Raw genomic sequence first — 15,123 nt, 5'->3', positions numbered from 1 at the left:
TTGTTGGTAGGTATCTTCTATATCAGCCCTTATGAATTAACCGTTAATGAGGACGAAGACGACGAATAATCGTTTGTTTAGTATTTATTTAAAATTCAATGACCGGCAAAATCTGCCGCCTGTGCATTTAATCCCCTAATTTTAATGGCAAAACGCGAAGTAGATATTGTAGTAATATCCGATGTTCATCTTGGTACTTATGGATGTCATTCAAAAGAATTGCTTAAATATTTAAAAAGCATTAAGCCTAAAATACTTATCCTTAACGGCGATATTATTGATATCTGGCAGTTTAGCAAATCGTACTGGCCCGAGGCGCATATGAAAGTAGTCAGGCGCATATTAAAATTTGTTACGGAAGGTATCCCCGTATACTACCTTACCGGCAACCACGATGAGATGCTGCGTAAGTTTGCCGATTTTGACCTCGGTTCCTTCAAACTGCTCAACAAAGTAGTATTAAATATTGACGGCAGAAAAGCCTGGATCTTTCATGGCGATGTGTTTGATGTTACCATGCAGCACTCCAAATGGCTGGCCAAACTTGGCGCCGTAGGCTATGATACCCTGATACTCATTAACAGCATGACCAATTGGTTATTAACTGCCATCGGCCGTCAAAAAATGAGCTTCTCGCAAAAAGTGAAAGCCCGTTTTAAGGAGGCCGTAAAGTTTATAAACCAATTTGAGCAAACCGCCGCCGACCTGGCGGTTGATAAAAATTACCAATATGTTATTTGCGGGCATATACACCATGCCGAGATCAGGCAGATAGAAAATACCGACAAAACGGGCTCTGTACTGTATCTTAACTCGGGCGATTGGGTTGAAAGCCTATCCTCACTTGAATACCAGGACGGTAACTGGACTATCTTCAAATACAATCCCGAAGAATTTAACACCGATGCCGACGAGGACGACAAAACCGATGCCGAAGACCTTGACGCCAAAATGGATGTTAAAAATCTGTTAGACAGGTTTAGACAGGAAACCGAGTAAAACAAGCTATTTATCGACCATCGAATTACGGTAATGTCGTGTCAACGATAAATTGACGGATTGTATTTAGCTCAAAGTCTTAAGTTCTAAGTCAAAAAGAAAAAAACTCAGCTTTAGCCTTAGTACTGCTGACTTAACACTAATAGCTTTACGATGCGATAGTATGCGCGTTGCGCTGTGCGCCTAAGTTTTTAACCTGCATGGCAATTCCCTCGGCATCAAAACCACATTCGGCCCAAAGTTCGGGCTGCTCGCCGTGTTCAACAATCCTGTCGGGTATGCCTAAACGTTTTACCTGGGTTTTCTGATAGCCGTTATCGGCCATAAATTCAAGTATTGCGCTACCCATACCTCCTTCAAGGCAGCCGTCTTCAACGGTAATCACTTTATCAAATTTTCTGAATACCTCGTGTAGTAAAGCTTCATCAAGCGGTTTTACAAAACGCATATCGTAATGAGCAGGATAGTAGCCCTCGTTATTTAACGCCGCTATGGCTTTTACGGCTTCGTTCCCAATGGCACCGATAGATAGTATCGCCACATCCTCGCCGTCGCAAATTTTGCGGCCTTTGCCTACGGGTATAGCCTTAAAGGGGCGTTGCCAGTCAACCATGACACCATTACCACGGGGGTACCTTATTACAAACGGCCCCATGTTTTCCTGCTGGGCTGTGTACATCAGGTTACGCAATTCTTCCTCGTTCATTGGTGCCGATACCGTCATGTTCGGGATACAACGCATATAGGCCAGGTCATAAGCGCCATGGTGTGTTGGGCCATCGGCACCGGCAAAACCGGCGCGATCAAGGCAAAGCACCACATTGAGTTTTTGTATGGCCACATCGTGTATCACCTGGTCATACGCCCGTTGCATGAAGCTGGAGTAGATATTACAAAAAGGAACCAGGCCCTGTGTTGCCAAACCAGCCGAGAAAGTTACTGCGTGCTGCTCGGCAATACCCACGTCAAAAGCACGGTTAGGCATAGCCTTCATCATCAGGTTTAATGAACAGCCCGATGGCATTGCCGGCGTAATACCCATTATTTTAGGGTTTTGCTCGGCCAGTTCGATAATACTATGGCCAAACACATCCTGGTATTTAGGCGGTTGCGGTTTATCGTATTTAGCTTTCTTTATCTCACCGGTAATTTTATCAAATAAACCGGGGGCATGCCACTTGGTCTGGTCTTTTTCGGCCAGGGCGTAGCCCTTGCCTTTGGTGGTAACGCAATGTAATATTTTGGGCCCCGGAATATCGCGCAGGTCTTTTAAAACTTTTACCAGGTGGTTTACATCGTGGCCGTCTATCGGCCCAAAATACCTGAATTTTAAAGCTTCAAAAAAGTTGCTTCGTTTAAGCAGGGTGCCTTTTATGCTTTTTTCTAATTTCTGGGCAATTTTAAACGCATCCGGGCCAATAGCCGATAGCTTGGCCAGTACATGCGCAATATCGTCCCTGAAACGGTTATAGGGTTTTGAAGTAGTAATATCCGTAAGGTATTCCTTCAAAGCGCCTACATTAGGATCGATAGACATGTTATTGTCGTTCAGGATCACCAACAGGTTGGAATTTTCGATACCGGCATGGTTTAATGCTTCAAAGGCCATACCGGCTGTCATAGCGCCATCGCCAATAACGGCAACATGCTGCCTGTCGGTTTCGCCTTTATATTGCGATGCCACGGCCATTCCCAAAGCAACAGATATGGATGTTGATGAGTGGCCAACACCAAAAGTATCATATTCGCTTTCAGATCGTTTAGGAAAACCACTGATGCCCTTATAAATCCTGTTAGTATGAAATTCTTCGCGACGACCGGTGAGTATTTTATGGCCGTATGCCTGGTGGCCTACATCCCAAACTAATTGGTCGTAAGGGGTGTTTAAAACGTATTGCAATGCAACTGTAAGTTCCACAACCCCCAGGCTGGCGGCGAAATGGCCGCCATTTACCGATACAACATCGATGATATACTGGCGCAACTCCTGGCAAACCTGTCCAAGTTGATCTTCACTAAGTTGCTTTAAATCAGAAGGGTAATTTATTTTTGACAATAAATCGCCGGCCGGTACCTGCATTGACATTTGTAATCTGTATTTAACCTACAAAGTAAACTAATTATTTATAAATAAAGCATATCGATTTGTATTAAAAAAGAGCGGGAATAAGGTGAAAGGCGAAAGGTAAAAGGGGGAAGGTAACGGAGAGTTCTTTTAAAAGGCTTCATTTTTGTTTTGCTATTGCGTTTTTGTTGCGTTTTTGATTTTATGACAATTGATAATGTGTTGATTATTAAATAGATGTTTTTTTTCGTGTGTTTCACTTGTTGCGCAACGCAACAGCGGGTTATCAGGATCTGAATTTAGATGAAAGCATTTTTCGTAAATCCGAAATCGAACATCCAAAATCCGAAATCAAAAATCGTTACTTTTACCGTTGATATATGACCGACGACAGCTTTGCCATACATTTACCCCAGTTTGAAGGCCCGTTTGATCTGTTGCTGTTTTTTATTGAACGCGATGAACTGGACATCCATGACATCCCCATTGCCAAAATTGCCGACGATTTTTTAAACTACATTCACCAGATGACCAGCCTGAACATGGAGCTGGCCAGTGAGTTTATTTTTGTTGCCGCAACGCTAATGCGCATTAAAGCCAAAATGCTGTTACCCCGCTACGAGGCCGAAAATACCGCAGATGATACCGATACCAAGGAAAACCTGATTCGTAAGCTGATAGAATATAAAAAGTTTAAAGAACTGTGCGACGAACTACGGCCATATGAAGAAGAGCGTTTTAAACAGGAGAAACGGGGTAACATTAAGCACGACCTGGAGCAGGTAGAAAAAGTGGTGCTTCCCGGCGAAGAGCTATCAGAAATAAGCCTGTACAAGCTGATGATGGTGCATGAACGCCTGATGCGCAACTACCTTAACCGCAGCGAAGAGGTAAAGCATACCGTGGTTCAGTATCCTTATACTATCGAAAAACAAAAGCAAGCTGTTGCCGACCTGCTTAAGATCAATAAAATGCTCGATTTTAAGGCGCTCGCCAAAGAATCGGAAAATAAGGTACATTTTGTATACAACTTTTTGGCCGTGCTGGAGATGCTGCAACAGGAACTGATAGAAATACAAATAGGCCTGGGGTACAATAACTTTTGGATATCGCCAAAAGAGATATAAGATGTTAGATATGAGATTTGAGACAGCATATGGCCGGCGAATTGAAGGTTTATTTACGCCAGGGTCGTCCTGATTATATTTTGACGGCGAATCAGCTGTTAATGTTAAAAAAACAAAAAAAGGTAGCGGCAACCAATCTAATAACGAACTTTGCAGGGCGATGGATAATTGACTGGCGGATGTTGCCCCTTCATATCGCCAACGCATAATATCTAAATGAAAAATCAATCTGAAATTAAAGCCCCGAAGTCCGAAATTAAAAAACATATCTTTTTCGATCTTGATCATACCATCTGGGATTTTGATAAAAATGCGGAGGAGGCTTTACATGAACTTTATCACCTCCACCAGTTGGAGCGTATCGGCCTTACTTCTGCGGGCTTGTTTATTGAAACTTATACGCGCAATAACCATCAGCTTTGGGCACAATACCATACCGGGCAAATCACTAAAGACGAACTGCGTGATGCACGATTTAAACGCACCTTCACCGATCTTGGCCTACACCCCGACCTGATGCCTGTTGATTTTGAGGATGCCTATGTGCAGTTGTGCCCTACAAAAACAAACCTGTTCCCGCACGCTCATGAAACGCTCACTTATCTGCAATCAAAATATACGCTACACCTCATCTCAAACGGGTTTAAAGACTCCACCCAGATAAAAATTGCCGGCAGTAACTTGGCAGGCTATTTTAAAAATATTATCATCTCTGAGGATGTAGGTGTCAACAAACCAGATAAAGCTATATTTCAGCATGCGATAGACCTTGCCGGAGCCAACAAAAAAGAAAGCGTGATGATTGGCGATAGCCTGGAAGCCGATATTTACGGCGCTTTAGAATTTGGTATGGACGCCATTTATTTTAACCCCTTTAATGCGCCAAAGCCCAACGATGTACCCGTACAGATAGGGCATTTGAAAGAGTTGGTGGGGATGTTTTAATGCTTTTGCATAACCTATCAATTTTTTGATAGGCCTCGTAAAGTTTCGACTTTAAGCAAATTAGGCCGGTGCCTGTTTACAATACTATTTTACAATGTTGGTGTTAACTTTTGCACTTCAAAAAACACTCTGTTTAAATGGTCAAAATCGCCATCGGTGGTAACAAGTTGTAACCCAAGTAATGCAGCTAATGAGGCGATCCATAAATCATTTTTGCCCATGTTCCGATGGGTTGAGAAAGGATAATCAACAAAAGCAGGATTTCGACGCTGAGAATAACTGTCGATCTCCGTGTATGTATTGATAAACATCTGGCTGATCTCAACAATATTAACGTTATCTAAAAACAAATTAAGCTTATTACGCCGGTTAATGCCCCAGTTATTTTGTATTGCTATTGATTTGATCTCTGCTTCTGAAACTACAGAAATATAAACAGGAACACTATCAGGATTTATTAAGCCAATAATATTATCGTAATTATTTGAACGGATTAGCGTTAAAATAATGTTGGTATCAAATAATAAATTCACTACTTAGCATCTTTTAGCCGCTGCAAGGTTTGATCCCATTCTTGTTGAGTAAACGGCTCAGCTGCGGGCGCGTTTTTCAGAGCCTTAATTAAACTTTTATTGTTTTTGCCTGATTTTTTACCGAAGGCAGTAGCCCCGCCCGCAGCAAGTATTTCTTCGGGCGAATATGCCTTATGGGTTTTGAACACCCCGTTAGGTGGCAGCGTAATTTCGGGTTTCATTAAGACCTCCGTTTTGGTATTTAAACAAATTTACAGAATATTTTATGCAAAAGCCAGAAGTCGCTTAAAACACATTATCGGCTTTTTAAACAGGGAGCAACAGGCAAAATATAATTAACCGCCCTCAACACCTTAAAAGCAGCATACCGAAGCAGTTTAATCCCAGAAAGCAAGCCCGCTTACCTTCCGGCTACCTCATCTTCCAATTCCTGGTACCATTCAGCACCATATTTGCGGATCAGCGGGCCTTTTAAGAATTCGTGAACACGTACTTTTAGTTCGTCACCAAAGGTGCAGGCGGGGCTGCAAATGCTCCAGCGGTCGTAATTTAACACATCAAACTCCGGGTAGGCTGTAATGCGTATGGGGTATAAATGGCAGGAAATGGGTTTTTTCCAGGTAACAGCGCCCTCTTCATAAGCTTTTTCGATACCGCATTTAGTAATCCCGTTTTCCCAAATCACGTAAGCACATTCCTTGTTGGTATCCACACATGGGGTAGTGTAATCGCCTTCAAAGTCCTTAACATAAGTGCCAACCTTTTCAATGGTTTTAATGCCCTTTGCCGTAAGATATGGCTTTACTTTTGGATATATTTCTTTTAAAATATCGAGTTCGTCGGCATTTAATGGTGCACCCGAATCTCCTTCTAAACAGCAGGCACCTTTACATTTGTTTAAATTGCAAACAAAGTTTTCTTTAACTACATCTTCGTGCACCAACACGTTACCTACCTCAATCATATTTTAATTTACTTCTTAATGGGGTTTAATGGATACTTCAATCCGCTTGCGGCCTGTAGCTCCATTGTTATGCTGCCTAAAATAACCTCAACATGCGCCTTTACAGGTATCCTGTTGCCATCATTGGTAATCCAAAGGTACAACTTACTATCCTTACGAAAAATACGCCCGGGGATAATTGTAGGGTTAAATTTCAAACAATTAAAGGTACCCATATCACATTTAATAGTTTCTGTACCCACGTAGGTGATATTCATTTTATGAAAGCCATCCTCTAAAAAATATTGCAGGTCAAATGTATCGCCTGTTTTAAGCCTGGATACATCAATTGTGCGGGCAAAATAATATGCCGATACAAAATCAAATGAATCGCCTTTATATGAAAATTCGCCTTTATTGGCGGTTACTTTATTGTCTTTTTGATCAAAGGTAGCTTTATCGGTATGCTTCCATTTACCTTCGTGCCGGTCTTCGCTATAAAAGTAAGGCAACAATGTATTTTGATCTACATACGAATCGTAACGGTTGCGCACCTTATAAAATATATCAAAGGTGCCCGCTGTTTTTCCTTCGGCAATCAAATGAAATGCGTTGCCGGGTAATTTTTTATCGCTGGCCTCAATCCTGATATTGGCTTCGGCGGCGGTAAAAAAGCCATACTGCATTTTATAACTCAGTTTTTCGCCCACTTTAAATACCGGCTCACTTACTTTCGCAAGTTCCTGTGCAAAGCCCGAAGCGTAAAACAGTACAAAGAACAAGGAGCACGAGAAGATTTTTTTCATTAATGTTTGCTTTTAACTGAAGCCTATTCATGTTTATAACCAGCACATGAATAGGACAATTGATACTATAAATGGTTTAAACCCATTTTTATTGCATGAACCGGAAACTATTGGTTAGTGGGATTCAATTAAAAGCAAATAGTTAATATTAATCCTTACGCTTATAAATTGGCACAGTTGAGCACGGCTCGCCAAACATCATGCTTTTTACTATCGGGGTTAACTTTTTGGTCAGCTCCACATAGGCCGAAACCGGTACTGCTATATCGCCGCATCCTTTTAATACAATACGCTGACCTGCGTATTGTTCCAGGTCGGCTTTCGCAATCTCTTTTTCAAACAAAACTGTTTCCAATACATCTGCGTTGCCAAAAACAACCTCGCGGGCATAAGGCGCCATCCGGTTTGCCAGTAACATGTATGCCCAGGTTGGCACAATAGCATCAGCGCTACAGGTAATTCCTACGTTTTTGTCCTGGTATTGCGTAAAATCGTGTTCCTTTATAAAATCGCGTAAATCTTTTTCGCGCAGCATCAGGCCATGGAACAGGTTATCCTTAATATCGTAAATAACGCGTTCGCCTGCCGGGTAAAACGATGCGGGATCTAAGGTAACCAAGCCGCTTTGGGCCACTTTGTTTACTATGTTTTCCTGGATATCCATAAGTTCAAATTCTAAATCCTAATTGCACTAAATTCTAAATCCTGATTTTTTTAACCCCAACATGTAGGCTGAGTTTGATTTGCCTTGTAAATCTTCGTTCCTACCGATAGAAAAGCTCTCGAATAGATCCTCCGTCCCTACTCATGACATGTTGGAAAATCCCAGACTTGCGAAGTTTTTAAAACTCCGCAAGTCTTTCGCCGATGTTTTTTAGGCGATTTTAAAAAAATCTCCAGGCAAAAAAAATCCGGGCGACAGGTTTAACGCTGTTCCCGGATGTAAAATTACTTTAATTTATATTATAACAGTTTAGCCCTGTTATCTTTTACATTGGCATTATCTTTCAGCGCATCCAATACCTGTCCATCTGCACGTTGTATTAAGGTTTGCGCTATTTGTTGCTTTTGCCTTAAGTTGTTGGTGAGCGGTGCCGGATTGGTAAAGCCCTCAACAATATAAACAAATACGCCTTGTTGGCCGTTAACCGGTTTTGAAAGCTTATTAGGCTGAGAACCGAAAATAGAACCCACAACTTTGTATTCGGCGCCTGCCTGGCCCGGTATTATCGGGTTAGCAAAAACAATGTTTTGTACAGGAACTGCTTTTGTACCTACTTTTTGAGCTACCTGATCAATTGATGATGATCCGTTCAGCGCAGCCACGAATTTTTCATTCAGTTGTTTTGCTTTTACTTCGTTACGCACAGCCGGTTCAATTTGCTTTTTAACAACGTCAAGCGGCAAAATCCCCTTAGGTTTAATTTGAGTTAAACGAGGGATGATGTATTGATCGCCAACCGTAAATACTTTATCGGACAGGTCTCCTTTGTCGGCTTTAAACGCCCATCTTACAACTTCGCGGGCATTATCCAAGCCTGGCAGGCCTGCAGCTGTACCGGCAACATCGTCAGCACTTAGCTTTTTAATACCTTCTTTTTTAGCTTCGGCATCAAAATTATCTTTTGTTAAAGCAGCTAAAAATCCCTGGGCTTTACTGTAAGCAACAGTTTGTGTTTTACTGCTGGCAACAATCGGTTTATCAACAACAGCCACTTTAATAACTTTTACCGATCCTTTTTGATCCTCCACCTGTATCAGGTGAACACCAAACTGTGAGGTAACCACAATCAGGCTGCCTTTGCTTGCTTTAAAAGCCGCGTTTGCATATTCGGCGGCAATTTGACCCTGGCCACCAGCCATTAAGCCATTAACATCAAATGAAGGTATTTCGCCACCTTTAACAGCGCTGCCTTTATCTGTCGAAAAATTGGCAACAAAATCCGTAAACGGCCTGCCGCCTTCAATTAATTTTTTAAGTGAATCTGCTTTAGCCGTTGCTTTTTCGATACCACCTTCAATTTGAGGGTTAATCAAAATATGCCTGGTCCGCACCGAGTCGAAGGTTGTTTTAACATCGCTTAGCTTGGCAATTTTATAGCTTCCGTTTGATACGTAAGGGCCATAAACAAAACCTTTGGCAGCGTTAAACATCAAAGTATCTAACTTAGGCTCAAACGCGCCCTTTTTCTGGAATACCAGCGGAGTTTTTGTTTCAGAGTTAATCTGTACAAAAAGCGAATCGTTGGTGCTTACTTTAATACTATCAACCAGTTTGTTTACTTCGGTCTTAATAGCAGCGCTATCCTCTTTAGAAGGGGCGCCATTAAAAGCTACATAATCAAATGACCTGGTTTCCTGCTGATTTTTAAACTCAGCTTTGTGGGCATCATAGTATGTGCTGTAATCGGCATCGGTTAAAGTTACCTTGGCATCGGGGATAGACGCGTAATCAAGTGTAGCGTATTTAAAGCTAACCAATTTGTTTTTTGCCTGGTAATCATCATTAGCCTCTAACGAGTTTACATATAAGCCATTGGTAACAATAGCCATGTATTTGGTTTTTTGTTTAGCTTCAAATACCTGCGTCAAAAAATCACCCCACTGACGTTTTGCAGTGGTATCGGCTTTTGCAGATGATATAAAAGCTAAATACTGGTTCAGTTTGTTTTTATCAAACTGGCCGGTTTGCTGATCAGCAAACTGGGGCACGCGGGTTATCTGCTGGTCTGGGTTGTTACCGGTTACCATGGCAGCAGCTTCATCGCCGCCTACAGTTAAGCCTAATTTTTCAATCTCTTTGTTAAGCAACAGTTCGCTTATCACCTGGTTCCAGGTAGTTTCCTGAACATAGTTTAATATCTGGGGCGAAATACTTTGCCCCGACTGTTGCCTAAACTGGTTTGTGTTTTGGTCGAGTTTTTTGTTAAACTCATCTAATTGAACTTTTTCGCCGTTTACTTCGGCAAGTTCGTTGCGGTCGTCTTTAAAAAAGGACCCACCTGATCTTACTACCTCGCTCACGATGAATGCAAAAAGTGCAACCCCAATAAAGATTGCCAGGATTTTTCCCATCCGTTCGCGCAAGAAACCCATTATACCCATATACTTCTGTAATTATTATATTCTTTTAAAAGAGGGCGCAAGATACAATTTTTAGTAAAATTCTATAACACAAAATTTTCCTGAAAAAAACAACATTATTGTGTCACTTTTTCGTCCACGTGAAATATGCCGGTACTGCTTTTTAATGTTGGGTGCAGGAAAGCGTCATCGCTTTCAAAACTATCGCCGTTCATCACGTTGCCGCCGTTCATGGTTACCTGTACTGGTTTGTGCGAATAAACTTTTTTTGTGGTCTGGTCCCAGTAAAGTTCGTCAGATTTATAGGTTTCGCCTTTGGCATTGGTTGCCACTACGTTTTTGTGAAACTCAATAAGCTTTTTAGTATCGCGGGAAATACCCGTATCTGCAACAATATTACCCGATTCCTGCTGGGTTTGCTTATCGTAAAGTATAACCTTTACCCCTTTGGGCATCAGCTTATAGGGTTCTTTTGTTTGGTACTGCAACATAAGCGGTGCCAACAGGTGCAATTTAACCCTTGCCGAATCGCTCATAATCAAGTCAACCCCGGTTGTCGGTTCAACCACTACGCCCATTTCGGTAGAGGCAATCTCTTTAACCTTGTTCAGGTCGTTTTCGCATGAGGCTATAAACAAGCCAAATAAAGGCAATAACAGCAGGCTTGCGCCCTTCATATATTTTGCCCCGCTGTACATGCTGTTATTAATCAAATTTATATTTGGTAAACCACCTGTCGTTAAGCGTAAAGCCTAAGTGCAGGTTAACGTAGTTTTCTTTAACCAGGCCATTGGCCAGCGTACCTCTTTTACCAACCTCGGCCGAGAAATTGATCTTGTAAAAGCTGCCATTGTTAGGACGTAAAGGCAAGCCAAAGCCAGCGGTTACAGCTACCCTTTTTATCCGGGTGTTATTAACAACCATGTAAGTTTCATCGTAAATACCACCTATACGGTAATCAACAGTAGCCAGGTAGTTGCGTATAGTACCAATGTTTGGTGTAATTTGCGCGCCAACATTAATGGTGCGGCTATTTACCAAACCCTGGTTTTGACCATCAATAGTGTAATTTGACCATTGCCCCATCGAGTAGTCGGCCCCGATTAAAAATTTACCATCATTTTGGAACGATACCCCAAACCTGTTTATTTGCGGCAGCTTCAGTTTTACTGATGACCCTTGTTTATTTATCACACTATCAACCGCGATGTTGGGGTTACCGTTAGCATCGTTGGTATAGTGGCTTACAATGAAGCTCGATTGTGAGTTGAGTTTTGATCCCGCTGATGCCGAGTAACCCAGGATAACATGTTTGGTTTCGGAAAGGTCAATGGAATATTGTAAACCATAATCATAATTTAAACCGCCAATAGCATTGGTTTGCTCAATTTTTGTGTTCAAAAATCCTGCAAGTCCGGGCGTTTCGGTGGTTGTATTATCTTTTAAATTACCAAATATATAGGATACATTACCACCTATTAATAAATGTTTGGCAATTGTAAAGCCATAACCGATATACGCTTTTGATAGGCCACCGTCGCCATTATAAGTATAGTTGGTAGTATTGGTATCGGCCGGCGAAGAAGTGCCTAAACTGCTAACCGATTTTTTGTAGTTATATCCACGTTCGCTATAGGGCAACAAGCCAAAACTAAATGCCGAATGCTTACTAACAGGAATACCAAAAGCGATGTGGCTTAACCTGAAGTTTTTATTGCTTTGGCTGGTTTGCCCGGTTTGGCTCAGGGTTGAAAAGTTGCTGTAAATACCTATATCAATAGTAGTTAAATTAATAGCCGCGTATGATGCCGGGTTAAGGAAGTTGATGTTATTAAACAAGCTGATCCTGTTGGTAGCAACGCCAATGCCGCCTGTGCCAAGGCTTTGAGCAGTTGATTGTGGGGTCATATCGCCCAAACCGAACCTTGAATATGGAGAGCTGGTGGTAGACTGCGCGTTTGCTGCAAATACAATTACTGCAGAAAATAGAAGTGTTAAAAGAAACCTGGTATATTTAATCATTATGCTTTTGTATAGCTGCGTTTAATCCTTTTAAAACCAAATAAGGTTCAATTTTTATATAGGGGGCAAAGATGCTGTTTTTTAACAGCGTATCAAAAAAAATACTGTCGCCCCCACTTAGCACAATATTTAGTTGGTTATCAATGGCTTTATAGCTTTCAATAAACCCGGTTAACTCATGTTTTATACCGTTTTGCACACCCGAACGTATAGCAGTTTCGGTATTGTTTCCGTAACCCGGCGTAAACCCGGCATCGGCATTTATAAGCGGCAAACCAGCAGTATAATAATTTACTGCCTTATAACGCATATTTAAACCCGGTGATATGCTGCCTCCAAAATAATTCCGGTTGGCGTCAACATAGTCGTACGTTATGCAGGTGCCGCCTGCTATTACCAGGGTATTTTTCCCTGGGTATATATGGCTTGCCCCTATTACAGCAGCCATTCTATCTGTACCAAGTGTTTCGGGGGTTAGGTAGTGGCTTTGTATTCCACTGGTCATGGTGTTGTTAAATGTAACCAGCGGTATTTTTGATGTTAAGCTTGTTTGCCAGGGCTCCACATTTTTTTTTACCGACGATACTATTCCCCTGTCAACCTGATACTCGCTGATCAGTTCATCCGGCCTGGTTATGGGTACATCTTCAAATTGTTCAACCGTAAGTAATTCATCAAGCTCAAATACAGCAATCTTTGTAAATGTGTTACCAATATCGATAACCAGGCTGGTCATCAGGCCCTAACTACTGATAATATTGATTCAAAAATGGCCAGTCCGTCTTCGTTAGCCAATAATGAATCGGCAGCACGTTCGGGGTGAGGCATTAAACCAAATACGTTGCGGGCAGCATTGGTGATACCGGCAATATTTTCCAACGATCCGTTAGGGTTAGCATCAGCTGTAATATTACCTGCCTCGTCGCAATAGCGGAACATTACCTGGTCGTTATCATTTAAGCGTTTTATCACATCAGCATCGGCAAAAAAGTTACCCTCGCCATGGGCGATAGGTATTTTGTATGCCTGGTTCTGCTCCAAACCAACGGTAAGCAACGATTGGGTTGTTTGCGGTTTAAGATAAATGTTACGGCAAATGAATTTACGATTTTCGTTATGCAACAAAGCGCCATCCAGTAAACCTGCTTCGGCCAATATCTGGAAACCGTTACAAATACCCATTACGTAACCGCCTTTTGCAGCAAACTGGATAACTTCCTGCATAATTGGCGAAAAACGGGAGATAGCACCTGAACGAAGATAATCGCCAAAGGAGAAACCACCGGGTAAAACAACAAAGTCTACACCTTGTAAATCATGGTCTTTATGCCATAACCTCACAACCTGCTGACCCATTATTTTTTCTAATACATATATGATGTCTTCATCACAGTTAGAGCCGGGGAATATAACTACGCCAAATTTCATCTGATTTGTTTTTTGTGTAAGTTTTTATGATACTACAATCGCCTTGTTGTTTGTTTAAACAGCAGCCAATAATAGTTTCACGCTACAAAACTAATATAACCGCTGAAATTTGGACGAATGTAAAAGTTAAAATTTGTTAAACTGAAAGTAGATAATACTGATTAACAGCAATAAAAACAGGCTTTCGTAAAACCATTTTTTGGTTGCATATAAAAAATAATAGGCAAAAAACACAGCGGCGGGTGCTATACACAACAAAAAATGGTTAAGTTGAAAGGAGGCGTTCACGTAAAATGAAAAGCCGGCAATCAAAAAAATGAAAAATAAAAGCTGGAAAGATTTACGGGTTTGCACGTAACTTTTAAAGAAATTTTGCTGTAATTTAAAAATGCAAAGCACCAATATCAGTAAAACAGGTATCAGCAGCAGGTAATTATAGGAATTGATGCTGATGTGATCAGGAAACTTTTTACCCAGCGGCAACCAGATATTGTAAAAAACGGCAATTTTATCGTTCAGATAGTAAAACACAGCCAAAAAGAAAAAGATAGTGGCATACCCCAAAACGCCCGATACCCACTCGCGCCAGTTAAATGGCTTAAATAATATAAGCGATATCCAAATGATCAAGAACAGGTAAATAAACGGGAAGTAAATAAGTGAGCCAAGCGCCACAATCATACCTGCATCATAAGATATTGATTTGGCGCTATCGCCTTTGTACAGGCTAAACAACTTAAACAACATCCATATCAGCAAAAAATTACAGATGAGTGGTGCGCTCAATATCAAAAAAGGCGAAAACAACCCCGATAGCGTTACATACATTAAAGCCGGCAAAAAAGAGGGCTTGCTTAATAAATTATAGTGATTTATTAAATAGTTAAGCAGCAACGCTTGTATTAGTATCAACACCGCTGCAAGAAAAACATTCAACCCGGGCGACAATGCGTACTCATAAGCAACCGGCACCAGCAAGCGTGCAAACGGCTCAACAAACACAAACTCCAGTTTACCAGGCACCTGTATTATATAACCCAACCGGGTAACAAACAATACAATCACCAGCCACAATACATTCAAAGGATTAAAAGACCGGAAAACCTGGATCATAGCGGGCGATATTTTGCGACGGTAAAATTAGCACAAAAAGCCAAAAGAGTGGTAATAG

Annotated in this window: 15 protein-coding genes; 3 read left to right on the top strand and 12 right to left on the bottom strand. The window is 41.4% G+C overall.

Annotated features, from left to right (window positions below; genetic code table 11):
- The first annotated feature begins 144 nt into the window (after positions 1-144).
- Complete coding sequence (locus AC1DU2_RS07875; protein ID WP_477367243.1) at positions 145-999, top strand: UDP-2,3-diacylglucosamine diphosphatase; 855 nt, start codon at positions 145-147, stop codon at positions 997-999.
- 148 nt (positions 1,000-1,147) lie between these two features.
- Here AC1DU2_RS07875 and dxs read toward each other — a convergent pair whose 3' ends face one another.
- The gene (gene dxs, locus AC1DU2_RS07870) at positions 1,148-3,079 is read right to left on the bottom strand and encodes a 1-deoxy-D-xylulose-5-phosphate synthase (RefSeq protein ID WP_477367271.1); all 1,932 of its coding nucleotides are present in this window, start codon (positions 3,077-3,079) and stop codon (positions 1,148-1,150) included.
- Positions 3,080-3,444: 365 nt separating this feature from the next.
- On the opposite strand from dxs, the gene AC1DU2_RS07865 reads away from it, so the two are divergent.
- Complete coding sequence (locus AC1DU2_RS07865; protein ID WP_477367246.1) at positions 3,445-4,191, top strand: segregation and condensation protein A; 747 nt, start codon at positions 3,445-3,447, stop codon at positions 4,189-4,191.
- 216 nt (positions 4,192-4,407) lie between these two features.
- Positions 4,408-5,136: a YjjG family noncanonical pyrimidine nucleotidase gene (locus tag AC1DU2_RS07860; RefSeq protein ID WP_477383625.1), complete on the top strand. Its 729-nt coding sequence runs from the start codon at positions 4,408-4,410 to the stop codon at positions 5,134-5,136.
- An 89-nt stretch (positions 5,137-5,225) separates the two neighbouring features.
- On the opposite strand, the gene AC1DU2_RS07855 is transcribed toward AC1DU2_RS07860, so the two are convergent.
- From AC1DU2_RS07855 to AC1DU2_RS07805, 11 genes are all read right to left on the bottom strand, one after another.
- On the bottom strand, positions 5,226-5,669 hold the full coding sequence (locus AC1DU2_RS07855; RefSeq protein ID WP_477367253.1) for a type II toxin-antitoxin system VapC family toxin: 444 nt from the start codon (positions 5,667-5,669) through the stop codon (positions 5,226-5,228).
- A complete protein-coding gene (locus AC1DU2_RS07850) occupies positions 5,669-5,890 on the bottom strand; it encodes a hypothetical protein (RefSeq protein WP_477367257.1) in 222 nt (73 codons plus the stop codon). The genes AC1DU2_RS07855 and AC1DU2_RS07850 overlap by 1 nt, the downstream gene beginning before the upstream one ends.
- Before the next feature lie 179 nt (positions 5,891-6,069).
- Entirely contained in the window at positions 6,070-6,633 is a 564-nt protein-coding gene (locus tag AC1DU2_RS07845; protein WP_477367260.1) for a DUF3109 family protein, read from the bottom strand.
- 8 nt (positions 6,634-6,641) lie between these two features.
- Complete coding sequence (locus AC1DU2_RS07840) at positions 6,642-7,418, bottom strand: DUF3108 domain-containing protein (RefSeq protein ID WP_477367264.1); 777 nt, start codon at positions 7,416-7,418, stop codon at positions 6,642-6,644.
- A gap of 148 nt (positions 7,419-7,566) precedes the next feature.
- Positions 7,567-8,082, bottom strand: coding sequence for a DUF2480 family protein (locus AC1DU2_RS07835; protein WP_477383624.1), 516 nt, complete (start codon positions 8,080-8,082; stop codon positions 7,567-7,569).
- 299 nt (positions 8,083-8,381) lie between these two features.
- Positions 8,382-10,523 carry a peptidylprolyl isomerase gene (locus AC1DU2_RS07830; protein WP_477383623.1) on the bottom strand — a complete coding sequence of 714 codons (2,142 nt, stop codon included), beginning with the start codon at positions 10,521-10,523 and terminating at the stop codon, positions 8,382-8,384.
- Positions 10,524-10,618: 95 nt separating this feature from the next.
- Positions 10,619-11,215 (bottom strand): LPS export ABC transporter periplasmic protein LptC, encoded by a 597-nt coding sequence (gene lptC, locus AC1DU2_RS07825; protein WP_477354363.1) that lies wholly within the window; start codon positions 11,213-11,215, stop codon positions 10,619-10,621.
- Complete coding sequence (bamG, locus tag AC1DU2_RS07820) at positions 11,208-12,524, bottom strand: BamG family beta-barrel-assembly machinery protein (RefSeq protein ID WP_477354360.1); 1,317 nt, start codon at positions 12,522-12,524, stop codon at positions 11,208-11,210. The genes lptC and bamG overlap by 8 nt, the downstream gene beginning before the upstream one ends.
- Positions 12,517-13,260: a type III pantothenate kinase gene (locus AC1DU2_RS07815; RefSeq protein ID WP_477383622.1), complete on the bottom strand. Its 744-nt coding sequence runs from the start codon at positions 13,258-13,260 to the stop codon at positions 12,517-12,519. Before AC1DU2_RS07815 ends, bamG begins: the two co-directional genes overlap by 8 nt.
- The gene (purQ, locus tag AC1DU2_RS07810; RefSeq protein ID WP_477383621.1) at positions 13,260-13,952 is read right to left on the bottom strand and encodes a phosphoribosylformylglycinamidine synthase subunit PurQ; all 693 of its coding nucleotides are present in this window, start codon (positions 13,950-13,952) and stop codon (positions 13,260-13,262) included. The genes AC1DU2_RS07815 and purQ overlap by 1 nt, the downstream gene beginning before the upstream one ends.
- 126 nt (positions 13,953-14,078) lie before the next feature.
- Complete coding sequence (locus AC1DU2_RS07805; RefSeq protein WP_477383620.1) at positions 14,079-15,065, bottom strand: DUF6427 family protein; 987 nt, start codon at positions 15,063-15,065, stop codon at positions 14,079-14,081.
- Positions 15,066-15,123 lie beyond the last annotated feature (58 nt).

The organism is Mucilaginibacter sp. P4_C11, from assembly GCF_056402115.1.
The sequence above is the reverse complement of the archived record's forward strand: the minus strand, read 5'-3'. Positions and strand labels throughout refer to the sequence as shown.